This window comes from Isoptericola sp. NPDC019571, assembly GCF_044389385.1.
Classification (GTDB): Bacteria; Actinomycetota; Actinomycetes; order Actinomycetales; family Cellulomonadaceae; genus Isoptericola; species Isoptericola nanjingensis.
Genome location: NZ_JBIRXZ010000014.1, coordinates 18,591 through 43,977 on the forward strand (window position 1 = coordinate 18,591; position 25,387 = coordinate 43,977).

At 72.2% G+C, this 25,387-nt stretch carries 13 protein-coding genes; 7 read left to right on the forward strand and 6 right to left on the reverse strand.

Features of this window, described 5'->3' with window-relative positions; all coding sequences use genetic code 11:
• The first annotated feature begins 320 nt into the window (after nucleotides 1-320).
• Nucleotides 321-8,258: a DUF5979 domain-containing protein gene (locus ACH443_RS19580; RefSeq protein WP_430591250.1), complete on the forward strand. Its 7,938-nt coding sequence runs from the start codon at nucleotides 321-323 to the stop codon at nucleotides 8,256-8,258.
• Nucleotides 8,259-8,401: 143 nt separating this feature from the next.
• Complete coding sequence (locus ACH443_RS19585; RefSeq protein WP_430591251.1) at nucleotides 8,402-8,677, forward strand: GlsB/YeaQ/YmgE family stress response membrane protein; 276 nt, start codon at nucleotides 8,402-8,404, stop codon at nucleotides 8,675-8,677.
• 13 nt (nucleotides 8,678-8,690) lie between these two features.
• Here the strand turns inward: ACH443_RS19585 and ACH443_RS19590 are convergent, their stop codons facing one another.
• Both ACH443_RS19590 and ACH443_RS19595 read right to left on the reverse strand, forming a co-directional pair.
• Nucleotides 8,691-9,773, reverse strand: coding sequence for an AI-2E family transporter (locus ACH443_RS19590; protein ID WP_430591252.1), 1,083 nt, complete (start codon nucleotides 9,771-9,773; stop codon nucleotides 8,691-8,693).
• Between the two features lie 338 nt (nucleotides 9,774-10,111).
• Complete coding sequence (locus ACH443_RS19595; protein WP_429762977.1) at nucleotides 10,112-10,531, reverse strand: transferase; 420 nt, start codon at nucleotides 10,529-10,531, stop codon at nucleotides 10,112-10,114.
• A 169-nt stretch (nucleotides 10,532-10,700) separates the two neighbouring features.
• On the opposite strand from ACH443_RS19595, the gene ACH443_RS19600 reads away from it, so the two are divergent.
• The gene (locus ACH443_RS19600) at nucleotides 10,701-11,708 is read left to right on the forward strand and encodes a LacI family DNA-binding transcriptional regulator (RefSeq protein WP_430591253.1); all 1,008 of its coding nucleotides are present in this window, start codon (nucleotides 10,701-10,703) and stop codon (nucleotides 11,706-11,708) included.
• A gap of 155 nt (nucleotides 11,709-11,863) precedes the next feature.
• Nucleotides 11,864-14,854 (forward strand): fibronectin type III domain-containing protein, encoded by a 2,991-nt coding sequence (locus tag ACH443_RS19605; protein ID WP_430591254.1) that lies wholly within the window; start codon nucleotides 11,864-11,866, stop codon nucleotides 14,852-14,854.
• Nucleotides 14,855-14,883: 29 nt separating this feature from the next.
• Here ACH443_RS19605 and ACH443_RS19610 read toward each other — a convergent pair whose 3' ends face one another.
• Genes ACH443_RS19610 through ACH443_RS19620 form a run of 3 tightly spaced genes read right to left on the reverse strand, consistent with a single transcriptional unit; the run spans nucleotide 14,884 to nucleotide 20,321 of the window.
• Complete coding sequence (locus ACH443_RS19610; RefSeq protein WP_430591255.1) at nucleotides 14,884-17,013, reverse strand: hypothetical protein; 2,130 nt, start codon at nucleotides 17,011-17,013, stop codon at nucleotides 14,884-14,886.
• A 12-nt stretch (nucleotides 17,014-17,025) separates the two neighbouring features.
• Nucleotides 17,026-19,026: a DUF6807 family protein gene (locus ACH443_RS19615; RefSeq protein ID WP_430591256.1), complete on the reverse strand. Its 2,001-nt coding sequence runs from the start codon at nucleotides 19,024-19,026 to the stop codon at nucleotides 17,026-17,028.
• Nucleotides 19,023-20,321, reverse strand: a complete 1,299-nt coding sequence (locus ACH443_RS19620; protein WP_430591257.1) for an ABC transporter substrate-binding protein — start codon at nucleotides 20,319-20,321, stop codon at nucleotides 19,023-19,025. Before ACH443_RS19620 ends, ACH443_RS19615 begins: the two co-directional genes overlap by 4 nt.
• Before the next feature lie 207 nt (nucleotides 20,322-20,528).
• Here ACH443_RS19620 and ACH443_RS19625 point away from each other — a divergent pair, with 207 nt between their 5' ends.
• Nucleotides 20,529-21,473: a carbohydrate ABC transporter permease gene (locus ACH443_RS19625; protein WP_429762983.1), complete on the forward strand. Its 945-nt coding sequence runs from the start codon at nucleotides 20,529-20,531 to the stop codon at nucleotides 21,471-21,473.
• 133 nt (nucleotides 21,474-21,606) lie between these two features.
• Nucleotides 21,607-22,377: a carbohydrate ABC transporter permease gene (locus tag ACH443_RS19630; protein ID WP_429763213.1), complete on the forward strand. Its 771-nt coding sequence runs from the start codon at nucleotides 21,607-21,609 to the stop codon at nucleotides 22,375-22,377.
• A 24-nt stretch (nucleotides 22,378-22,401) separates the two neighbouring features.
• Here ACH443_RS19630 and ACH443_RS19635 read toward each other — a convergent pair whose 3' ends face one another.
• Nucleotides 22,402-24,507: a bifunctional lysylphosphatidylglycerol flippase/synthetase MprF gene (locus ACH443_RS19635; protein ID WP_430591258.1), complete on the reverse strand. Its 2,106-nt coding sequence runs from the start codon at nucleotides 24,505-24,507 to the stop codon at nucleotides 22,402-22,404.
• A 112-nt stretch (nucleotides 24,508-24,619) separates the two neighbouring features.
• Here ACH443_RS19635 and ACH443_RS19640 point away from each other — a divergent pair, with 112 nt between their 5' ends.
• A complete protein-coding gene (locus ACH443_RS19640) occupies nucleotides 24,620-25,378 on the forward strand; it encodes a GH25 family lysozyme (protein WP_430591259.1) in 759 nt (252 codons plus the stop codon).
• Nucleotides 25,379-25,387 lie beyond the last annotated feature (9 nt).

Below are 25,387 nucleotides of genomic sequence, written 5' to 3' on the forward strand. Positions count from 1 at the left end.
TTCGTCGCGCTCCGACGCTCTCACCTCGACTGTCGCCGCACGGCGCGCCGCTCGCGAGCGCAGACCGAGGCCCGGAAAACCGGGCTTTGGAGACCATCGTGAGGAACCGTCGTTCGCCGAGCCAAGTCGCCCGATGTCTGACATCGTCGTTGGTGGTGCTCGCGCACAGCGTCGCGCGCGGGCGGTTTGCACCGATGTGTGGAGGGGCACTGATGGTGGATCGTCGCAGTTCAACGGGTCGAGGTGTGGCCCGTCACGCCGGCAGGCACAGCGTCGCGCACGCAGGGGGCAGGCTCCGGCGCGGCTGGTCCGTTCTCGGCGTGCTCGCGCTGGGGCTCGCGGGGGCGATCATCCCGGCGACGTCGGCGTCCGCGGCGTCGTGGGGTATCCAGAAGGTGGAGACGAGCACCGGTCCGTACGAGCCGGGCCAGACCGTCACGTGGGTGGTCACGGTGTCCTGTTCGGACCCCAACGACGACCCCTGCGTGCCGACCACGATGACGGACCCGCTGCCGGACTACGTCGAGCTCGTCAGCGCGTCGATCCAGAGCCCGGGCGCCGGGACGGTCAACCCGGCGATCGACGTCGACACGGACACCGACACGGTGACCTACACGGCCGACAGCGTGGACAACGGGCAGCAGTCGCAGATCCTCATCACGGCGGTGATCGCCGACGACATCCCGTACAGCATGAACGGCGAGTCGATCACGAACACCGCCACCGTCGACTCGGACAACTCGGAGCCGAACTCGGCGACCGACGACATCGTCCCGGAGGTGCCGCTGGTCCTCGACTCCGAGACCACCAAGTCGATCGAGCCTGACGGCGCGATCGCTAGCCCCGGCACGCCCGCGACGATGACGATCGGCGGCACCAACACGTCCAACGACCCGGTGGACTCGCTGGTGATCGTCGAGCCCACGGACGGCACCGACCCGAACCCGTTCGTCTACCTCGGCTTCACCGGCTGGGGTGACGTCGTGTGGCCCGACGGCGCTGAGTCGGCCACGGTGACGTTCACCTGCGCCGACGGGCCCGCGGAGCCGCAGACGACCACCACGCCCGACACGTTGCCCGACCCGCCGGCGGACTGCAACGTCGAGGGCTTCACGGTGCAGTTCGACGGCGACATCGCGATCGGTGGCTCGGCGTCCATCCCGATCGACGTCGAGCAGACCGACGCCGTCACGGACCTCACCGACACGACGACGATCACCAACACGACCTCGTCGAACGTGATCCACGGCGATGAGGAGTCCGACCCGACGGCCGCCAGCGACACCTACGTCATCACCCCGCCGAACAACAGCGTGACGCCCACCAAGTCGTTCGACCCCGCCGTCGTGAGCGCGGGCGACCCGACGACGGTCACCCTGGGCGCGACCAACGACGGCGACCCGACCACGGAGATGACCATCACGGAGCCGTCGCCGGGTACGGACAGCCCGTTCGAGGGCGACGACCCGATCACGTTCACCGGGTGGGGGACGGACGGCGCCGGTGCCGGCGTGGTGTGGCCGAACGACGCCGATGCGGCCAGCGTCACGTTCACCTGCGCGGACGGGACGACGACCGACCCGATCCCCGCCGAGGCAGAGGACACGCTGCCGGACCCGCCGGCCGGCTGCGAGGTCGTCGGGTTCTCCGTCGAGTACACCGGCAACATCGTCACCGGAGCCGAGGCGACCATCCCGTTCACGGCGGACACCGACCCGGACCAGGACGAGGACAACGTCCTGCACCCCAACGAGATCACGGCCGAGATCCCCAACGACTCCGAGACGGCGGAGGACACGCTCGAGACGCTGACGGACCGCCTCGCGACGGAGACGACCAAGTCGATCTCGCCGTCCACCATCCCGGCCCTGCCCGGCCAGACGGTCGTCATCGGCCTGCCGACCCAGCTCCTGCCGTTCGGCGAGGACGGGTCCACGACCAACGCGGACCAGATCGTCGTCCAGGACCCGACCGACCCCAGCAACCCGGGCGAGTTCTGGGACAACTTCGTCCCGACCTCGGTCCGCTCCACGGATGTGCCCGCCGGAACGACGCTCACGATCAATTACTGGAACGGCTCCGAGTGGGTCGAGGCGCCCGGCTGCGGGCCGACCGATGGCGCCGCGACGGTCAACTGCGACCTGCCGGCCGACGCCCAGGGCGTGCAGTTCGTCTATGACGACAACACGGGCGAGGGCATCCCGCCGGGCACCAGCGTGTCCCCGAACTTCATCGCGGCCTACACCGGCCCGGAGGACGCCGACGACCCGATCGAGAACTGCGGCGCCTCCAGCGCGTCCTCGGGCACGGTCGCGCCGACCGACCCGGTCGAGGGATGCGACACCGTCGACCCGTTCCCGGTGCCCGTGGGCCCGGGCGACCTCGACTTCATGGACAAGACGTTCCTCGCCCCGGACGGCCAGACCGGTGAGCCCTACACGCTGCGGGCCCGCACCCAGGACGAGATCACCGCACAGATCACCTGGTCGACCAACGGGTTCGAGAACGTGGACCCGATGGTGATCAGCGACATCGCCGATCCGGTTGCCGCCGACGACCCCGCGATCGCCGACTCGTACTACGACGCCTTCAACCTGACGCGCGTCGAGGCGATCGACGGATCGGTCGACCCGCTGATCCAGTACGACCAGATCGAGAGCGTCGAGCTGTTCATCGACGGCGCGTGGGTCGAGGCGTCGGGCGACCCCTGCCCGACGGCCTGCGACGGGACCTTCCCGGGCTACACGCTGACGGCCGACGAGCAGGAGAGCGCGACGTCGGTGCGTCTGACGTACACGGAGTCGCCGAGCCGCGCTCAGTTCCCGGCCGACCCGACGGTGCCTGCCCAGGGCGACGGCGTGGCCCGCTCCACGCAGGCGGACGGACGCCACCTCGACCTGACCTTCCAGCTCCGCGACGACCGTCGCAGCGGCGGCCCGGCGCTGGGCCGTGACCAGGGGGAGATCTACAACAACCCGGACGACCCGGGCCTGGTGACGAACACCGCGCGGGGCACGGCGACCTTCAACCCGCCGGACGGCGGCGACCCGGTCACCCGCACCGACACCGACGCCGACGACGTCCTGATCATCGATGAACCGATCAACGTCGGGATCGACAAGGCGTGGACCGGCGGCCCGCTGTCGGTGCCGCCGGAGGGTACGCCGTACGAGGACTTCCCGACGACGAACGTGACCATCACCGGGTCGAACAACTCGGTGGCGCGGGTGGACCAGCTGCTGATCGCCGAACCGTCGTACGCCAACGACGACAACGTCGTCGAACCCCTCGTCGCCCCGGGCACGAACCCGTTCGACGCGTTCACGCTGACGGACATCATCGACGTCGTGCCGCCGGAGGGGACCGAGACGACCACGGTGACCCTGACGACCGTCGACGGGACGACGACCGACTACGACGAGGCCGGCGCCGAGGCGCTCACGGTCGACGACCTCGCCGACGTCATCGGCGTCGAGGTCGCCTTCGACGGGCGCATCGCCTCCACCGAGTCGGGCAACAACCAGGGCGTCCTGGAGATGACCCTCAAGCTGCGCGAGTTCGACCGGTACACCGGTGACCGGATCACCGTGGACCACGACCCGAACCCCGTGCCCAACAGCGCGGGCGCCCAGGTCTCGGACCCGGGGGGCACGACGGCCGACGATCCCGTGGCGTGGGACACCGCGGACGTAGAGCTCCGCGACGCGGAGATCACCATGGAGGAGACCAAGTCGTTCACCCCCGCCACGATCACCGAACCGGGCTCCGACGCGGAGACCAACCCGACCTCGGTCCTCGAGATCACGGGGCAGCCGACCGGCCCGTCCCGTGCCGTGGAGATGACGCTCACCGACGTGGACGGCAGCTTCTGGAACCAGTACGACTTCGTGGACTTCGCCGACACGACGTTCACCGGCCCGATCGACCAGGTGCAGGTGGACGCCTGCACGGGCGGGACGTACGACGAGGCGAGCGACACGTTCGACGGCTGCACGTGGACGAACGGGGTGCCCTCCGGCGCCTTCGCGCTCCCCGCCGGCGTGGACCCGACGGCCGTGGTCGGCCTGCGGTTCACGTTCACCAAGGCGGACGGCAGCATCTGGGAGAACCCGGCCAACCCCGTCCAGCGGGTGCACCTCACGGTGCAGGTGCGCGACACGCTGCGCTCCGACCCGGACACCCTGGTGCCGACCGACCTGGAGGCGAACGACCCGGCGCCGGGCGAGGACGCGCCAGGCGTCGCCACCAACGATGTGACGTCCACGGTGACGGGCGCCGACCTGGTCTTCAACCCCGAGGACCCGGAGAATCCCATCCCGGTGAGCGGCGAGGACGACGCCACCGCGACGATCAACTATGAGCACGCCGAGAACGGCGTGAAGATCGTCAAGGACTTCAACTCCGATATCCAGGACGGCACTGAGCCGCCGGGCACGGCGTTCCCGATGAACATCACGGTCACGAACGTCGGGAACCGGCCCATCTACGACCCGGTGATCATCGACGACCCGATGCCGACGGACCCGGACGGACCCCAGCTCCGGCTCGCGGACGTCGCCGAGCCGTACGGCTACGCGCTCACCGAGCCGGGCACGGCTCCTCCCGGGCAGCCCAACGGGCCGCAGATGCCCACGGACCCGGACGACGTGACCGTGGACCGCGACGGCAACATCGCCGGGCTGACCTTCACCTTCCCTGAGGGCACCGTGCTCGAGGTCGGCCAGGTCTACACGATCACCGTGCAGGTGATCTTCCGGACGACGCTGCCCGCCAACACGGTGGTCAACAACACCGCGGGCGTGACCGGCGACCGACCGTGGGACGTCTGCCAGGCCCAGTCCGGTGAGGACGGGACCACCATCCCCGGTCGCATCAACGAGGAGACGGGCGCGTGCGAGGCGGACGCAGACGTGACGCCGATCCCGTCGGGTGTGCTGGCCGAGTCGAAGTACGTCAAGGCGACGGACGACCAGTACCCGCTGGGCTTCATCGTGGACCCCGGTCAGCCGCCGCCGGGCGGAGTGGGCGCCGAGGACTGTGAGCCGGTCGAGCCGGCCGGCGACCCGGAGTTCTACGCCTACCCCTGCACCCCGGTCATCCCGCCGGGGCATGACGAGACCTGGCGCATCCGCGTCGACAACGTCGGCAACCTGCCCATGGACAAGGTGGTCATCTACGACCGCATGCCCACGCCGGGAGACACCGCGTCCGACCCGACCAGCAGCTCGGCGCGCGGGTCGCAGTGGGAGCCGATCCTCAACCCGAACTTCCCGCCCGAGGTGGTCGACGCGCCGGCGGGCAGCACGACCACGTTCTACTACACGCTCGTCGACGACTACTGCGCGGAAGACCTCACCGACCCGGTGGACGAGCCCGTCTGCTCCGACGACCCGACCGCCGGCGGGTGGGCGGAGCTCACCCCGGACACTCCCGACGAGACGTACGAGGAGATCACCGCGTTCAAGGCCGTGATCACGATGGCCGACGGGAACCTCTTCCGGCCCGGCAGCTCGCTCGCGCTGGAGGGGACGACGACCACTCCGCCCGAGGTGCCGGAGGCCGGCGACCGGTCGATCGCCTTCAACTCGGCCGCGGCGTCCGGGGTCGTCGTGACCCAGGCTGGTGACCGGATCAACTCCCTGTCCGCCGAGGGCACCAAGGTGGGCGTCGCGACGGCGTCGGGCCCGCTCGAGGTGAACAAGCTGGTCACGGGCGACGGCGCGCAGTACGCGCCGGACTCGTTCGAGCTCAACGTGCAGTGCACGTCCGGCGTGGGCACCTGGGTGGAGGAAGAGCTCGACCCGATACCCATCACGGTCGTCCCCGGCACGCCGACGATCGTGCCGAACCTGCCGTACGGCGCCGAGTGCACCATCACGGAGGATGCGGACGCCGGGCAGAGCGAGCTCATCGTCGGCACCGTGACGATCGACAGCGAGGACCCGGAGGACCCGACCACCATCACGGCGATCAACCGCTACGACCTGTCGAGCATCGTCATCGACAAGGAGGTCGTCAGCGACGCGGTGGACCAGGACGGCGAGCCGATCGTGTTCGGCCCGTTCGACGGCACGGTCGAGTGCACGTTCCTCGGGGAGCCCGTGTACGCCGACGGCTACGGCCCGGACGACCCGATGACGTTCGAGCTGGACGACGGGGACTCCGTCGAGTTCGACGGCCTGCCCGTGGGGGCGGAGTGCACGGTCACGGAGACGGGCGCGGGCAACGCGTCGTCGACGACCATCACCGTGCAGCACGGCCCGCTCGGCGAGCCGGTCGTGACGGACGGCGTCTCGGCAGACCTCACGCTCGCGGGCGACATCGTCGGGCAGCCGCGCAACGCCGTGACCCTGACCAACACCTACGACGTCGGCGTGATCAACCTGCAGAAGGTGGTCGACGGCGAGGGCGCCGAGGAGTACGGCACCGGGCCGTTCGACATCGAGGTGGTGTGCACCTTCGACGACGGTGACGGCACAGGGCCGCAGACGGTGTACGACAGCACGGTGGTGCTGGGCGGCGCCGGGCCGCTCGACGCGCAGATCGCGAATCTCCCCGAGGGCGCGGTGTGCGAGATCGAGGAGACCGATGATGCCGGCGCCACCGGCGCGGTCGTCGTGCCCGACGAGGTGACGGTGGACTCCGACGAGCCCGCCGAGGTGGTCATCACCAACACGTTCGACGTCGGCACGATCGAGGTGGACAAGGACCTCGCCGGGCTCGGGGCGCTGTACGGGCCCGGGCCGTTCGAGGTGACTCTCGCGTGCACCTACGGCGAGGACGACGAGGGCAACCCCGTGGAGCTCACGATTCCCGGCGGCGACACGCGTGAGTTCGTCCCCGGCGACCCGGCGGTCTACGAGGGGCTGCCGGTCGGCTCGGAGTGCACGCTCACCGAGACGGACACGTTCGGGGCGTCGTCCACCACCGTCACGGTGGACGACGCCGAGCCGGTGGAGTTCCCGGGCGGCGACCCGGAAAACCCGCCGTCGGCCGACATCACCGTGCCGCCGGCCACCGACGGCGAGCCCACCACCGTGACCGTGGGCATGACGAACACCTTCGACACGGCCCCGCTGCTAGTGCAGAAGGTGGTGGACGGCGATGGAGCGGACTTCGCTCCGGACATGCCGGAGCTGCCCGAGCCGCCGGAGTCCATCGAGGACGTGCCGGACTACATCGCGGCCGTGCAGGAGGCCTACGGCGACCTGCCGTACGCGGTGACGCTCGAGTGCACAAACCCCGCGACCGGCCCGGTCGAGGTGATCCCGGGCGGCCCGGACCGGCGGTTCGGACCGGGGTTCCCGGCGGTCTACTTCGGGCTCCAGGACAACGACTCGTGCACCGTCACGGAGACGGACGAGGGCGGTGCGACCTCGTCGTCGATCAACCCGAACCCGGTGCCGATCGACGGGGACGCCACGTTCGAGGACCCGGTCGAGACCACGGTGACCAACACCTACGACCTCGGCTCGATCGAGGTCGACAAGGTGGTGGACGGTGATGCCGCCGAGTTCGTGACCGCACCGTTCGAGGTGTCGCTCGCCTGCACGTTCGAGGGGCAGGACATCGAGGTGCCGGACGGCGCGACGCGGACGGTGACGCCGGACGAACCGGCCACGTACGACGGGCTGCCGGTCGGCGCCGAGTGCCTCGTCACCGAGACCGACGCCGCCGGTGCGGCCGAGACGACGATCTCGACCACGGTCGAGGACGGCGACCCGGGCCAGGTCGTGGTGCCGGGCGCGGACGCCGACCCGGCGGTGGTCACCGTGACCAACACGTTCGACGTCGGCTCGCTGGCGGTGGACAAGGTGGTCGACTTCGAGGGTGACGCGTACGACGTCGGGCCGTTCGAGGTGACCCTCGCCTGCACGTTCCAGGGCGAGGACATCGAGATCCCGGGCGGCGCGGCGCGCGAGATCGCGGCGGGCGACACCGTCACCTACGCCGGGCTCCCGATCGGCGCGGAGTGCGTCGTGACGGAGACGGACGACGGCGGCGCGGCGTCGTCCACGGTCTCGACCGTGGGCGACGGCGACCCGGGCGCGGTGACCATCGCGGCCGACCCGGCGTCGTTGACGGTGACGAACACGTTCGACCCGCCCCCACCGCCCCCGGGCGGCGACGGCGACACCGGCGGGGGCGGCTGGCTCCCGACCACCGGTGCGGACATCGCCCTGTGGGTCGGCCTCGCCGTCCTGCTGGTCGCGGGCGGGGTGATCCTCGTCGGGATCCGGCGCCGACAGCAGGACTGACGCCCGCACCGACGGACGCCCGCGACGGCGCCGGCCCTGGTCACAGGGTCGGCGCCGTCGGCGTTCGGGGGGCGAGCAGCGGGGGTCCGCCGTACCTTCGTTGCGGGCGCGACCTGCGCCGTCGTCGAGGAGGGAGCACCACCGTGACCATCTCGGGCATCATCACCGCGATCATCATCGGCGCCATCATCGGCGCCCTGGGCCGGCTGTTCGTCCGGGGGAGGCAGAACATCTCGATCCTCGTGACGATCCTCATCGGGATCGTCGCCGCCCTGCTGGGCACGTGGATCGCGAGCCTGTTCGACGTCAAGGACACGGGCGGCATCGACTGGATCGAGCTGCTCTTCCAGATCGTCCTGGCCGTGATCGGCGTCTCGATCGTCGCCGGGATGGGCGGGCGCAAGCAGACGACCCCCTGACACGCGCCGGGCGTCAGCCCGTCGTGAGGTCGGTGACGTCCTCGGCCGCGTCCGTCCTGCGGGCGTGGCCGAGGACGTCGCGCACGATGACGGTCACGGGCGCGGACAGCATCGCGCCCAGCAGGCCGGCGAGCACGGCGCCGACGATGGTCGAGCCGAGGTTGACGATCGGGTGCAGCCGCAGCTGGTCGGAGGAGAGCTTGGTGAGCATCAGCGTCTGCACGACGTTCTGCACCACGAGGATGACGGCGAGCAGGATCAGCGCCGACGTCGGGCCCTGCGACCCCAGGGCGATGAGCACGGCGAACGCGCCGGAGAAGATCGCGCCCAGGTACGGGATGTACGAGGTCACGAAGGTGACGAGCGCGATCGAGAACGCCAGCGGCACGTCGAGCAGGACCGCGCCCAGCCCGATGAGCACCGCGGTGACGAGGCTCGACGTCGTGAGCGCGCCGAAGTAGCGGCGCAGCGTGGCCGTGGCCTCGTCGACGACGACGCGGCCGGGCGTGCCGCGGACGGACGAGTGGCGCGCCGCGAACTCCTCGATGCGGGGCCAGTCCGCCATCACGTAGAAGAGGAAGAAGACGGCGACGAACGTGCCGACGACGAACGCCGCGGCGCTGGAGAACACGCTCCCGAACAGGCTGGCGACGCCGCCTGCCAGGGAGCTCGTCGTCTCGCTCAGGTCGACGCCGGACAGGTCGAGCGTCGTGCCCGCGAGCTGCTGCTGGAGGGTGTCGAGGCCGCTGCCCAGCCGGTCGGTGATCTCCGCTCCCTGGTCGACGACGCCGTCGGCCGTGACCCAGACGGCGCCCCCGAGGACCGCGCCCAACGCGACCAGCACGGCGAGGGAGCCGAGGCCGCGCCGCAGCCCCAGCCGCTCCAGGCGGTCGACCAGGGGGTGCAGCAGCACGCCGAGCACGGCGGCGACGACGAGGGGGACGGCGAGCCCGCTGATCGCCGACACGGCGGCGTAGACCACCACCGCGGCCGCGGCGATGCCGACGACCGCCCACCCGATCCGTCCGAGCCGCAGCACGCCGTCGCCGGAGGGCCGCGCCGTCTCCGTGGCGGGTTCGGGGTCATGGTGGGGCACGGTTCTCCTCGGGTCGGTCCCGAGCATCATCCCGCGCGGGCGCCGCCGTGCCACCGGGAACGCGAACGGGCCGGCCGTCGGGGGACGGCCGGCCCGCTCGCGAACGGTCTATCGCTTACGCGCCTTGACGGTGGTCTCGGCAGTTCTCTCGCGCTTCTGCGCCCGCTTCTCCTTGAGGGAGAGCGCCGGCTGCTTCTTCGAGTTCTTGGCCACGGGAGTTCACCTCCACTCGCCTCCAGGTGGGTCGATGAACCGGCCACCATAGCAACGTCCCGCCGGGGCCGGGCGAGGCCGGTCGGCGGGACGTCGAGGTGTCGTGGGAGGCGCGGGGGCGCAGGTCAGGCGGCCGTGCCGAAGTCCTTCCGCCGGCGTTCGCCGTGCGCCGTCTCGCCGTCGGGGACGATCGCGTCGGGCGGCACGACGACGCCGGACGGGACGCGGCTGTCGGTGCCGAGGCGGGTGCCGGAGCCGACCCGGGCGTCGTCGCCGACGACGCCGCGGACGCCGACGTGCACGTTCTCGTCGACGCGGGCTCCGCGCCCGACGACGGCGTCGACGTCGACCCAGCTGAACCGGCCCACCTTGGCGTGCGCGCCCACACGGGCGCCGGCCTCGACGTACGCGCCGGGCCTGATGGTGGCGTCGGGGTGGACGCTCGCGTGCGGCGAGACGAAGCCCTCGCCGTTGTCGTGCCGGAGGTACCGGGTGAACTTCCCCGGCTCGTGCTCGACCTCGACCTTTCGGGGGATGCGTCGCAAGAGTGCTCCTCATGGTGCGGGTGAATCTTGTGACATAACGCGCAAGCGGCGCCTGGTGTTCCCGGACGCGGCCCCGGCGGTCGGACGGCTGCGCGTTCCCGTGTGCAGTACGGTCGGGTCCTCAGCGGGAACGCTTCCAGGTGGTGCGTGGACGAAAAGGAGCGTTGGCGTGCGCAGACATCGTGCGAGGCTGGCGGACGTGGCCGAGGCCGCAGGCGTGTCGATGTCGACGGCGTCGAAGGCCATCAACGGTCGCGGCAGGATCTCCGCCGCCACCCGACGGCGCATCCTGGACAGCGCGCGCGAGCTCGGCTTCGTCGCCAGCAGCGGGCCCGGGCGGCAGCCGGTCACGTCGGTGGGGGTGCTGGCCGCCGACCTCGAGTCGCGGTTCTCGCTGCCCATCCTCGACGGGCTCGAGGACGGCCTGAGCTCGTACTCCTCGTTCGTGCATCTCTGCAACGCCCGGGATGACCGGCTGCGCGAGCGGCACCAGCTCAACGCCCTGCTGGACCGCCGGGTCGACGGGCTGATCGTGGTGGGCGGGCGCACCGAGGAGCGCGACCCGGTCGGCGAGGACCTTCCCGTCCCGGTCGTCTACGTGCACAGCCGGTCCCGGGACCCGCGGGACGCCTCGCTGGTCGTGGACGACGCCCAGGGCGGCCGCCTCCAGGTCGAGCACCTCGCGGGGCTCGGGCGGACCCGCATCGCGCACGTCAGCGGCCGGCCGCAGTACCGGGTGGCCGCCGACCGCAGGACCGGCGTCGCCGAGGCCATGGAGGCCCAGGGGCTGCGGCTCGTCGCCGACCTGGCCGACGGCCCGCGGACCGCCCTGTGGGGGCGGGCGGCGATGCTCCGCATCCTCGAGGACGTCGGGGCCGGCGCCGTCGACGCGGTCGTGTGCGACTCCGACGCCATCGCGCTGGGCGTCATCGACCGTCTGCGGCGGGAGTCCGTGCGGGTCCCCGAGGACGTGGCGGTCGTGGGCTACGAGAACTTCGGCCCGCTGGTGTGGAACTCCGACCCGAGCACCACGAGCGTCGACATGAAGCTCGAGGAGATGGGCCGCGAGGCGGCGCGGCTCCTGCACGGTGCGCTCGCGGGCGGCGGCCTCGAGCCCGGGGTCGTCGCCATGCCGTGCGAGCTCGTGCCGCGCGGTTCGACGACGTCCGGTCTCTGACCCGCAAGCCCTCCCACCCTTTCCTCACCCCTCGTCGTTCCTGTTGACGTGCACGGACGTCGGCGCTACGTTCAGGAAACCGCATTCCCACAATGTTGCGCACGTACAGAGAGGTACGGACGATGAGGGCACGACGGTCAGCAGCACGATCCGCGGTGGCGGCCGCCGCCGGACTGGCGGCGGCCCTGGCCGTCCTGGTCCCCGCGGCACCGGCGTCGGCGGGCGAGGACGCCCTGCCGGCGTTCCCCGGCGCGGAGGGGTTCGGGTACGCCGCGACGGGAGGACGTGGCGGCGAGGTCTACCACGTGACGAGCAAGGAGCTGACGGGCCCGGGCACCTTCCACGACGCGCTCACCACCGCGGGCGACGTGCCGCGGACGATCGTCTTCGACGTCGCGGGGGACGTGACGATCCCGCAGATCGTCGCGCGCGACAAGCACGGGATCACGATCGCCGGCCAGACGGCGCCCGGCGACGGCGTGACCATCAAGGGGAACACCGTCCGGTTCGTCGAGTGCAGCGACGTCGTCATCCGGAACATGCGGTTCCGGCTCGGCTCGGCCTCGACGGACGACGCGATGTACATCGAGGACTCGCAGGACGTCATCGTCGACCACTCGTCGTTCTCCTGGGCGGGCGACGAGGTCCTCTCGATCAAGAGCAAGGACTACGACGACCCGCGGTCGAAGAACATCACGGTGCAGTGGTCGATCATGTCGGAGGGCCGGCTGACCCACTCCATGGGCGGGCTCGTCGAGATGAACACCATCTCGATGCACCACAACCTCTACGCCCACAACAACGACCGGAACCCGAAGACCAAGGGCGTCATGGACTTCGTGAACAACGTCGTCTACAACTGGGGCGACTTCCCCTACGTGGCCGGCGGCGAGTCCGGCACCAAGGGGTACGGCAACGTGGTGGGCAACTACTTCGTCGCCGGCGTGAACTCCGCGAACCCCACCGCGGCGGTCGTGCGGGGCAACGAGAACTACCAGGTGTTCCTCGACGACAACCGGATCGACAGCAACCGGGACGGGGTCCTGAACGGCCGGGACACCGGTTCGGGGATGATCGAGGCCGCCCGCCCGGCCGTCCGGGTGCCCGAGCGCTTCGAGTACCCGCCGGTGCACACCCAGAGCCCCCGCCGCGCGCTCGACCTGACGCTCGACCACGCGGGCGCCTCGGTCGCGCGCGACGCGGTGGACGCGCGCGTCGCCGACGAGGTGCGGCACCAGACCGGCGCCATCATCGGGGACGAGTCGGACGTCGGCGGGTACCCGGAGCTCGACGAGGGCACCCCGGCGACGGACGCGGACCGGGACGGCATGGCCGACGACTGGGAGCTCGCGCGGGGACTCGACCCGGCGGACCCGGAGGACCGCAACGGCGACGACGACGGCGACGGGTACACGAACCTCGAGGAGTACCTGAACGAGCTCGCGGCGCCGGGCTTCCCGAAGGGCTACCCGCTGACCCCGGTGGAATGGTCCGGCGACGCCTTCGAGCCGCCGGCGCCGGAGGCCCCGGAGGCCGCGCCGGCCGCGCCGCTGGAGGGCGACGCGATCCGCAGCGCCGTCGTCACGGACTCGAGCACCAACGGGGCCGCCAACGCCGCGCTGTGGTCGATCCAGCAGGACCTCCAGGTGGGCGACTTCGTCGCCGGGGACCGGACGACCGGCAGCAAGGCCTACCGGTTCACGTCGGTGCCGACGGAGATCCAGGGCCTCGAGTGGGTCCGGTCGGCGGTCGAGTCGCGCGCCGCCACGAACGACGACCTGCTCTCCTTCTTCCTGCCCGTGGACGCGGACGTCTGGGTCGCGCACGACGCGCGCATCTCCCCGCGCCCCGCCTGGCTGACCGACCGCTACGAGGCCACGGACCTCACCGTCGCCGACGACCACGGCGGGTCGTGGAAGCTCTTCAAGGCGCGGTTCCCCGCCGGGTCGCACGTGGTCACCGGGGCCAACGCGGGCGGCACCGTCCTCAACTACGTCGTCGCCGTGGACCCCGTGCCGGGCGCGGACGAGCCCGTGAGCGCCGCGCCGGCGGACCTCGGCGCCGAGTCGTCGGGGGCCGCGGGAGGCCTCGGGGTCGACCTCTCCTGGACCGGCTCCGCCGGCGCGACCGCCTACCTGGTCGCCCGGGCGTCGTCGTCCGAGCCGGCGATGCGGGTGGTCGGGACCACCGCGGACACCTCGTTCCGTGACGCCGACGTCGAGGCCGGGGTGCCGTACCGGTACCAGGTGACGGCCGTCGGACCCGGCGGGGCCTCGGACGCGTCGGCCGCGGTGAGCGCGCTGGTGACCTCGGGGCCCACGACGGCGCCCGCGCCGGGCGACCTCGCCGTCGGTGCCGCCCGGAGCTACTCCGTCGACCTGGGCTGGTCCGCCGTCGACGGCGCCACCGCGTACGGCGTCTACCGCGCACCGGCCGACGGCGGCGAGCTCGAGCTGCTCGGCCACGTGGCGGACCCGTCGTACACCGACGACACGGCCGAGCCGTCGTCGTCGTACCGCTACGCCGTGACGACGGTCTCCCCGGGCGGGGAGTCGGAGCCGTCCTCTGCCGTCACGGCCGCGACGTCGGGCCCGCTGGACCCGGTCGTGGCCCCGGGAGGGCTTCAGGCCACCGAGGTGTCGGCCGCGGCGTTCGCCCTGGGCTGGGAGCCCGTGCCGGGCGCCGAGACGTACCAGGTGTACCGCCGTGACGGCGGGGGCGCGTTCGCCCTGGTCGGCACGACCACCGAGCCGGCGTACGAGGACGACACCATCGGCGCCTCCGTGGCGTCCTACGACTACGCCGTCACGGCGGTCAACGAGCTGGGCGAGTCGGAGCGGAGCGCGAGCCTCACCGTGCCGCTGCCCGTGCCCGCGCCGCCCACCGACCTGCGCGTGGGGCTCCAGGGCGCCACGTCCACGGGCCTGGTCTGGACCTCGGGCGGGGGCGCGACGGAGTACCGCGTGCTGCGGTCCGAGGCCGGCGGCGATCCGCAGGAGGTCGGCGTCGCGAAGGTGCACACCACCTACGACCGCGACCTCGAGCCCGGCACCGCGTACACCTACCGGGTGGTGGCCGTGAACGCGGCCGGCACGTCGGAGCCGTCGGCCCCGCTGCGGGCCGTCACCCTGCCCGGCTCGCCGTGAGGCGCCGCCCGGGCCGGCGGTGACCGGCGTCAGACCGTGGCGGGGAACCCCTCCAGCTGGACGTCCCAGCCGGCGGGGAACCCCGCCCCGCCGTCGAGGTGGGTGCGCGCCATGAGCGCGACGGCGGCGAGCAGGCCGCCGTTGCCCGGCAGGTACAGGGGCAGCGAGTCCGTCTGGTGGTTGTGCCCGTTCGGCAGCACGACGTTCTTGCCCGCCGCGTCCATGAGCGCGTCGACGGCCCAGCCGGGCTCGCCGAGGCGCGTCGCCGTCATCGCCATCATGGGGTAGTCCCAGCCCCAGGTGGACGTCCAGTCCCAGTCGCGCAGCACGTCCAGGTAGGTGGCGCGCATGACGTCGGCGTCGATCAGCCCGACGTCGGGGACGATGCCCAGCGCGCCGAGCATCGAGGGGTGGTCGGTCCGGATCGTGTACGGCTCGACGTCGACGCCGGTGTAGACGCCGTCGCGCACGTGCGGCGCCATCATGCCCTCCGCGACCTCGGCCCACCGCTCCTCGACCGGCAGGCCCAGCCGCTCGCGCCACGCGTTGGCGGTGCGCAGCGCCCAGCGCCAGTACGCCAGCTCGAACGGCGGGTTCGACAGGCGGGCTCGCTCTGCCGCGTAGCTCTCCTGCGCGGGCACGAGCGGCGGGCCGAGCGTGAACCCGTCCGTCCCCCTCTGGGCGAAGTCGGCCATGAACTCCGCCGACGCGAAGACGACCTCGGCCTGCTCGCGCAGGAACGCGTCGTCGCCGGTGACCCGGTGGACGAGCTCGGAGAGGTAGACGACGTGCGGTTGCTGCCACACGAGGTGGACGCCGATGGAGCTCGGCGTCTCGCGCAGCACGGAGCCGAGCTGCTTGGGCCAGCGAGCCCCGGCGTAGCCCTGGGCGTGCGCGGTGTCCCGGGCCAGCGGCAGGGCGTGCCGGTACCAGCCGAGGCTCGGCTCGAGGAGCTCGGGGCGGCCCCACATCGGGAAGTGCGCGGCGTGCCACCAGTGCATCTCGAGGTGGAACTTGCCGCGCCACGAGTTGCACACCAACCCGGTCTCCTGCGGCGGGAGGGACCCTGCGCTGTTCACGGCCGTGACGTACTGCGACAGCACGACGCGCCGCTCGAGCTCCCGGGCGCGCGGGTCGTCGGTCCCCGCGAGCTGCAGGGCCGCGCCGGACTCCCAGAAGTCCCGCCAGTGCGCGGCCGCGGCGCGGTGCACCTCCTGGGCGTCGCCTGCGGCAGCCGCGGTGTCCGCGTGCCCGGCCCGGGAGGGCAGCAGCACCATGTCGCCCTGCCCGTCGGTGGTGAGCTCGACGGCCACGTCGACGTCGTCGGCCGTGGGCCGCAGGACGACGCGGTGCGGCGCGACGTGCGTCAGCTCTGCGCCGGCGGCGGCGACGTGCACCCGGTAGGTCGAGTCGTCGAGCCGCCGCTCCACGAGCCACCCGCCGGGCACGGGCGTCACGGACGTGGAGTGGGCGTCGGGGGAGTCCCAGTCGGCGGCGTTGTGCCAGTCCGACGAGCCGTAGGGGAAGTCGACGGCGATGGCGAGCCCGGCGGCCCGGGCGGACGCGACGGTGACGCCGATCCGATCGCGGGTCGGGTGGACGGAGGTCCGCACCCGCACCGGCACGCCGCGGTGGGAGAACGCGCTGTCCACCGTCCCCGACCACAGGTCGAGCACCTGGCGGGTGCCCGTGAGGTCAGCCGGGCGCAGCGCGACGAGGGGCTCGCCGTCGTCCTCGTCCCTGGTGACCGCGACGAAGCCGATGCGGCCGAGGTCGAGGCGGTGCGGGTTGGCTCGGAACCACCGGGTGGCGTCGTACCCCGGCGTGTCCCGGCGGCTCTCCTCGACGTACGGCACGAGCCGGCCGTCGACCTCGTACCGCCGGGTGGTCTCCTCCAGCGCGTACTCCCGCTCGCCCGCGATCGAGTGCCAGGCCCACTGGGTCTGGGTGCCGAGGAGCGTGCCCGGGTCGTCGCGGTCGGGCTCGTGGCCCCGCTTGTGCACCGGGTACTCGCCGGGCATCGACTGCAGGCCGGTGAGGTCCACGGTGAAGCCGAGCTCGCCGTTCCCGACGGTCACGGGGCTGCGCGGGTCCAGGGCGGTCTGCACGATGTCGTGCCGGCGCACGAGCGCGCGCCGGTCGATGGGCTGGGAGTGCACGGTGGGGCCCCTTCAGGCGGGTCGGGCGGCGAGCGGTGCGGGCGCGAGGTCGCGCGCCAGGGTGTCGGCGACGAGCCGCGCGACGTGGTCGTCGTCGAGGACGCCGTCGGCGACGAGCACGCGGACGCGCCGGCGCAGGGGCTCGTCGACCGGCGCGGTGGTGCGGCGATCCCACGCGAGCGCGAGGCCGACGCCGGGGTAGCCGGCGGAGCGGACGAACCACGGGTCCGTGTCGTCGTCGTGCGCGGCGACGACGACGAGCGTGGCGGGCCCCGAGGCGAACGTGGCGGTCCAGGCCAACCACGGAGACGTGGTGCCGTGCACGGCCTGCTCGCCGTCGGCGTCCGCGGTCCGCACGTGGACGTCGGTGCAGGGCGCGATGCGCCAGAAGAAGCCGCCGTAGCCGCCGCCGGCCCGGCCGTTGCTGCCGGGGCCGCCGAGGGAGACTGGGGAGCCGGTGGCGCTGCGGAGCTCGGTCCGCAGATCGAGCCACCAGCCGTCGGGGGAGGGGGCCGCCTCCCACCGGCGGTGCTCCGTCAGCAGGGCGGCGCCCGCGGGGTCGCACCAGGTCAGCGACTGCTCGGCGACGCCGCCGTGGCGGGCGTGCCGGTCGAGGCGCACGTGCCCGTGGTCGGCCCGCCAGACGTACTCGCGGTCCTCCGCCGTGAACGTGCGGCCGCCCCAGAGGTTGGTGCCGCCCACGTCCTGGATCGCCAGGCCGGCGCCGAGGTGCCAGGCGTGGTCGGCCGGCAGGTGGTCGGTCACGACGACGCCGTCGAGGGTGGAGACCGGGTGCAGGTAGGGCCGCGGGGAGAGGATCGGCGCCACGTCGGCGCCGTCGCGGAGCTCGGCGACCGGCACGCCGCCCACGTCGAGCACGTCGAGGGCGGGTCGCCTCCGCGCCCACGGCACGCCCAGCTCGGCGAGCGTCGCCTGCGCGACGACCGCCCGCGCGAGGATCGCGTCGACGTCGTGCACGACCGGTCGCCGGTCGCGGCCCGAGCCCGTCCAGGTCACGGCCTCCGGGGGGATCTGGCGGGGCGCATCGGCCACCCGCACTGCCTCGAGCACGCGCATGAACGCGCCGGAGTCGGCCAGGGGGCTGAGCAGGTCCGCGCCCGTCGCGCGGTGCACGAGCAGGTCGTCGAGCAGGTGCGCGCGGCCCGCGGTGAGGGTGCGCCGTCCGGCGACGCCGTCCACCGTGAGCTCGTCGGTGGTGTAGCTCAGCTCGATCGTGCCGCGGGTGCCGCGCACGCGGATCACCGGGGCCGTCTGCTCCTGCGCGCACAGCGTCAGGCCGAGCGTCACGGCGACGCCGCTGGCCGTGCGGACGCGGACGACGGACGTGTCGTCGGCGTCGATCGCGTGCGCGCGGTAGAGGTCGGCGTCGACGTCGAGCACGTCGTCCGCGCGCCGGGCGCCGGCCAGGCGCAGCGCCGTCACGACGGCGTGCGCGAGCGGGTTGGTCGACACGCCGTCCACCACGTCGACGCCGTCGAGGACGCGCCTGCCCGCCCACGGGGACCGGTCGTAGTAGCCGATCGTGCGCGACCACGTCCCGACGGCGCCGACGGCCAGCACGTCGCCGATCTCGCCGGCGCGGAGCGCGTCCTCGATGATCCCCAGGGCCTCGGAACCCAGGCTCTGGAACCCGACCTGCACGACGCGGCCGGCGTCGCGCGCGGCCCGCTCGAGCTCGACGTACTGCGCCCACGACGCGACCGGCGGCTTCTCCACGTAGACGTCCGCTCCGGCCGCGATCGCCCGCAGCGCGAGGGGCGCATGGGTGTGCGGCGGCGTCGAGATCACCACCACGTCGGGCTCGACGCCGGCGTCCAGCAGGTCGGCGAGCGAGTCGAACCAGGGGACGCCGCCGGCGTCGTCCTCGGGCGGGCGAGGGTCCGCGACGCCGAGCAGCCGGGCCCGGCCGGAGCGCTCGGCGCCCCGCAGGTGCTCCAGGTGGCGGGTCGCGTAGCCGTGGCCGCCGACGAGGGCGACGCCGGGGGCGGTCACTTCAGCGAGCCTTCGACCTCGGAGATGAACTGCTCGGCGGCGTCGTCCGGCGTCGTCCGCTCGAAGAGCACGTCCTGCATCAGCCGGGTGAAGATGTCCCCGGTGCTGCTGGCGCCCTCGGGGGCGGGCATCCGCGCGCCGGCGTCGGACGCGGCGATCTCGTCGATGAGGTCGACCTCCTTCTGCTGCACGGTGCTGAGGCTCTCGCGCAGGTGGTCGCGCACCTCCGCGTTCGCCGGGACCCCGCGGTCCGTGCCGACCGCGTCGACCACGCGCGGGTCGTTGACGAGGTAGTCGAGCAGCATCGCCGCGGCCTCGGGGTGCGCGGTCTTCGAGGTGATGGCGTACTCCATCGTGGAGCCGACGCGGTTGCCGACCGCCTCGGCCTCGCCGGGGAGGTTCGCCTCGACGACGGAGTCGCCGAGCGCGTCCGCCTTGAAGTTGCTCCACGCGAAGGCGATCCCCTGCTTGCCGGTGCCGAACAGCGACTGCTCGGGCACGGCCGTCGAGTCCTCCACGAAGATGCTGGCCTCGGGGGTGGCGCCGTTCTTCTGGGCGTCCAACCAGAGCTGGAACCAGGCGGACACGGTCTCGGGGCTCACGCCCACGGTGCCGTCCTCGGCGAAGATGGCCTCGCCGTGCTGGTGGGCCCAGGCGTCGAGCAGCGAGGAGTTGGCGAACGGCACGGTGCCGTAGGTGCCCTTCGGGCTCTGGTCGGACAGCTGCTGCGTGATCGCGGCGAAGTCGTCCCACGTCCACGTCGACGTGTCCGGGAGCTCGACCCCGGCCTCCTCGAAGACGGCCGGGTTGAGGAAGGCCGCCAGCGCGTTGACGCCGGACGGGACGGTGTACTGCGTGCCCTCGATCTCGCCGATCTTGAGCGTGTCCGCCGGCACCTTGGAGGTGTCGAGGTAGTCGGACACCGTGCCGAGGTCCAGCAGCGCGCCGCGGCCGGCGTACTCGCTCGGGTAGGAGCCGCCCATCGTGATCAGGTCGGGGGCGTCGCCGCCGGCGACCTGCGTCGCGAGCATGTCCCAGTAGCTGCCGAAGTCGCTGCTCTGCGTATCGACGGTGATGTTCGGGTGATCCTCCTCGAACCCCTTGATCGCCTCCTTCGTGATCTGGTTGCGCTCCTCCCCGCCCCACCATGCGAAGGTGATCGTCACCTCCTCGTCGGGGTCGTAGGGGGCGGCGTCGGCGCCGGGCTGGTCGACGGCGCAGCCCGCGGCGGTCGTCAGCACGACGAGGCCGGCGGTGGCCGTCGCGACGGTCGTCCTGAAGTTGAGTCTCTGCATGGGGTCGTACCTCCCTGTACGAGCAGCCCGTCCCCTGGAAGGCTCGCGACGGTCGGCGTCGGCGAGCGGGAAGGCGCTTCCCAGACTACGAAGAGTTCGATACTGTGGTCAACGGTTACCCCAAAAGTTGCGCGCTGGTGCGCAGCGCTCCGTGGTCGAGGAGGTCCACGCGATGAATCGTTCCACAGCGCAGACGGGCTCGTCCGGATGAGCGCGATCACCGAGCTCTCGAAGCTGAAGCGAGGCGGTCGCCCCCTGGACCCGCGTGAGCGGAAGGCGGCGCGACGGGACAACAAGGCGGCCCTGGTCTTCCTGCTCCCGTGGCTCCTGGGGCTGGTGGTCATCACGGCAGGCCCGATGATCGCGTCGTTCTACCTGTCGTTCACCGACTACAACCTGCTCGAGGACCCGAACTGGGTCGGCCTGGAGAACTACCTCCGGATGCTGACCGACGACCGCCTCCACCAGTCGCTCCGGGTGACCCTCACCTACGTCGTCGTGGGAGTGCCCCTCCAGCTCGCCGTGGCGCTCTTCATCGCGGTGGCGCTCAACCGGGGCATGCGCGGGTTGTCCTTCTACCGCTCGGTCTTCTACCTGCCGTCGCTGCTGGGCGGGTCGGTGGCCATCGCCATCCTGTGGCGCCAGATCTTCGGCACGACCGGCCTGGTCAACCAGGTGCTCGGCCTCTTCGGCATCGAGGGGATGGGCTGGATCTCCAGCCCGGACACGGCGCTCGGCACGATCATCCTGCTGCACGTGTGGACGTTCGGGTCGCCGATGATCATCTTCCTCGCCGGGCTGCGGCAGATCCCGACCATGTACTACGAGGCGGCCGCCGTCGACGGGGCCACCAAGGCCAAGCAGTTCTGGCGCATCACCATGCCGATGCTCACCCCGATCATCTTCTTCAACATCGTGCTGCAGACGATCGGGGCGTTCCAGTCGTTCACCCAGGCGTTCATCATCTCGGGCGGGATCGGCGGCCCGTCCGACTCGACGCTCTTCTACACGATGTACCTCTACAACACGGGGTTCAAGGACTTCGAGATGGGCTACGCCTCCGCGATGGCGTGGCTGCTTGTCCTCATCGTGGGCGCCCTCACCGCCGTCAACTTCATCGCCTCGAAGTATTGGGTCTACTACGATGACTGACACCATCCAGCGGGACGTCGAGACGGCCCCGGCCCCCCAGGAGCCCGCGCCGGTCGCCGCGCGACGTCGGCGCTCCTCCCACCCCGTGCGGAGCGTCCTCAAGCACCTCGTGCTGATCGTCACGGGCGCCGTGATGATCTACCCGCTGCTGTGGATGGTGGTCTCGTCCCTGCGGCCGGACGACCTCATCTTCAGCCAGCCCGGCCTGTGGCTGAGCGACGTCGACCTGTCGCACTACCCGGACGGGTGGAACGCGCTCAGCCACCCCTTCGGCCGTTACATGCTCAACTCGGCGGTCGTGGTGCTCGGGTCCGTGCTCGGCACGCTCGTCTCGTGCTCGATGGCGGCCTACGCGTTCGCGCGGATGCGGTTCTCCGCCAAGACGCTGCTCTTCGCGATCATGCTCATCACGATCATGCTGCCGGGGCACGTCACGCTGGTGCCGCAGTACGTGCTGTTCTCCCAGCTCGGCATGGTGAACACGTTCTGGCCGTTGGTCGGGCCGAACATGCTCGCGACCGACTCGTTCTTCATCTTCCTCATGGTCCAGTTCATCCGGGGGCTGCCCAAGGAGCTGGACGAGGCCGCCCGGATCGACGGCGCCGGCCATGCGCGGATCTTCCTGCGCATCATCCTGCCGCTGATGACGCCGGCCCTCGCGACGACGGCGATCTTCACGTTCATCGGCACCTGGAACCAGTTCTTCAGCGCCCTCATCTACCTCACCGACACGGACATGATGACCGTGCCGGTCGCGCTGCGGCTGTTCGTCGACTCGCAGGGGGAGAGCAACTGGGGAGCCATGTTCGCGATGTCCATCGTGTCGCTGCTGCCCGTGTTCTTCGTGTTCCTCTTCGGTCAGAGGTTCCTGGTCCGCGGCATCGCCACCACGGGCATCAAGTGACGGGCGACGCCGTGCGCCGCGCGCTCAGCGGCGGGACGACCGGGCGGCCGCGACCAGCTCGCGCGCGTGCACGTCGGGCAGGTAGCACCGCACGAGGGCGAGTCCCACCAGGGGGAGGGTCGCGGGCTCGGTCACCACGAGGTAGAGCGGAGCGTTCCGTGGCTGGAACTTCATCTTGAAACGGTGCAGGGACTCGAACCCGTAGAGGGGCTCGAGGCGCTCCGCGAGGCGGTCGAGGACGGCGTCGAGGCCCCCGGGAGAGGGGAGGTCGCCGTGGGCGAGCGGGCTGCCGGACAGCGATGCCTCCAGGGCGCCCTCGTCCCGGAACGTCGTGAGGGCGGACGCGATGAGCAGCTCCATCGTGTAGCGGAACGAGTCCGGTGCGCGCCGCATGACGTCGAGCGTCCACCCGACGACCTGCCCGTCCGGTGCGTGCACGGGCAGCCAGCTCGTCACGCCGTGCACCCGACCCTCGCCGTCCACCGCGAGCCCCACGCGCACCTCCGGGTCGAGGGCCTCGCGCACCCCGCCCAGCGTGAAGGCCATCTCCGGCAGGTCGCTGTCGCCGAGCCACGCCTCGGAGATCGCCCGCACCTGCGCGAGCGTCTCGGGCGGCTCGTCGACCAGTCGCACCAGCCGGTGCTCCATGCCCTGCTTCGCGGCCTGGTTGAGCGCCGTGCGCACGTCCTGCCACTTCTTGCCCCGGAACTCCAGGCCCGGCAGGTCGATCACGGCCTCCTGGGCCACCGGCACGAGGGTCCAGCCGCGCGATCGCCCGATCTCCGCGACCTCCTCGCTCGCGGAGAAGAAGCACGACCCCGCGCCCGCCGTCGACGCCGCCCCCACGAAGGCGTCCACCAGCTCCGCACGGCCGTCCGGCCCGTCGCCGACCGGGTCCGTGAGGACGACGACGACGCCGGCGTGCGCCTGGTAGGCGACGTACCCGTCCTGCCCCTCGGGCGTCCACCGCTCGAGCCCGTCCCAGGTCGTCATCCAGGCCAGCCGCTGGCCCGCCCCGAGCCGGCGGAGCGTCGCGCGCGCGTCGTCCTGGTCCAGCCGGGCCCCCGCCGACGGCCGCGCGTGCCGGCGGGCGCGGAACGACGACCGCCGGACGACCAGCAGCGCCAGCGCACCCAGGTCCAGCAGGAGCATGAGCAGCACGAGCGGCAGCTCCTCGGGCAGCGCGAGGGACGCGGCCAGCGCGAAGAGCGCCTCGCCGAGCACCCCGAGCAGCGTGAGCGCCACGGCCAGCCGCCACCACGACCTCCTGCCCCGGAGCAGGCCGACGGCGAGGACCAGGTCGACCGCGACGGCGAGGACACCCGTCGGCCAGCCGCTGCTGGCGACCTCGCCCAGCGGTCCTTCGCTGGGCCCGGCGGCGAAGCTCGTGAGCACCACGATCAGGGCCGAGATCGCGAAGTAGCCGGCGGCCGTCGCCCGGTCGCGCTGCAGGCGCCCGGCGCGTGTGCCGCGCCCCAGCCTCGCTCCCAGCACCGGGCGGGCGACGACGAGCCCGGCCGCCCAGCCGACGACGTGCTCGACGTCCGCGATCCCGCCCCAGATCACGAGGGCGGCCAGGACGTAGATCGCGATCAGGGCGCTCGCCCGGAAGCGCCACGGCGGTGCCAGGCTCAACGCCGTCACGGTCACCGCCCCGACGACCCCCGCGCTGAAGCCGACGTCGAGCACCTGCGCCAGACGTTCCGCCCAGTCCCAGCCCGTCCGGGCCAGGAGGGCGAGACCGCCGGCGGTCCCGACGACGCCGACGAGCTGGCAGGTCACCGCCGTGACGACCGCGCGCCGGGTCCCGAGGCGGAGCTCCGTCCAGCCGACGAGCAGGAGGAAGACCCCGGCGACAGCCACGTACTCCCACGGTTCGAGGGCGAACAGCGAGCCCGTGACGGGCGTCCACCACCGTCCGTCGGCGAACGCCGGGGCGCCGAACGCGACGTTCGCGAACCACGGGTGGTCCTCGAACGGCGACCACAGGGCGCCGGTGACGACGCCGAGCACGAGCATCAGCGCGACGATCCCGAGCGTGAACGGGGCACGCCTCGCCGTGCGGAGCAGCCGCAGCGCCGGGGAGGTGGTCGACGGCGGCGCCGCAGCCTGGTCGGTGGCGTCGGTCATGCGTCTCCTCACCTCGGATGAGGGCATCATTCCGCGGGCCGCGTCGCGGCGCGCGCCGTCCGACCGGCCCGGTGGTGGCCCGGCGTGGGCGTGATCGGGGATCATCAGCGGGATGAGCGGCGAGCGAGCAGGGCGAGGTCGGGGTCGTCGTGCGCTGGCGGTCGCCGTCGGGGCCGTCGTCGTGCTGCTGGGCGTGCTGGCGCTGCTGGTGTGGAACGGGGTGCTCTGGCCCAACCGCCTGGCTGCCGACCGGTACGCCGTGCGCGGCGTCGACGTGTCCGCCTACCAGGGCGAGATCGACTGGCCCGTGCTCGCGGACCAGGACCTGGACTTCGCGTTCATCAAGGCCACCGAGGGCTCCGCCCACGAGGACGAGCGGTTCGCGGCGAGCTGGGAGGGAGCCCGCGCCACCGACCTGCTCGTCGGCGCCTACCACTTCCTCTCCTTCGAGAGCCCCGGCGCCGACCAGGCGGCGCACATGATCGACGTCGTGCCCGCCGAGAGCGGCACCCTGCCGCCCGTCGTCGACGTCGAGTACTACGGCGACTTCGCGGCCGACCCGCCGACGGTCGACGAGCTCCGGGGCATCCTCGACCCGATGCTCGACGCGCTCGAGGACCACTACGGCGTGCCGCCGATCCTCTACACGACGCAGCAGATCCGGGCGGACTACCTGGGTGACGACTACGACCGGTACCCGCTGTGGATCCGGTCCGTCGCCTCCACCCCCGACCTGCCGCGCCGCGACTGGGAGTTCTGGCAGTACTCCGACCGCGACACGCTCCCCGGCTACGCCGGCGAGGAGGAGCACATCGACATGAACGTGTTCGACGGCACGATCGGCGATCTGAGCGCGCTGACCCAGCCGTAGCCGCCTACC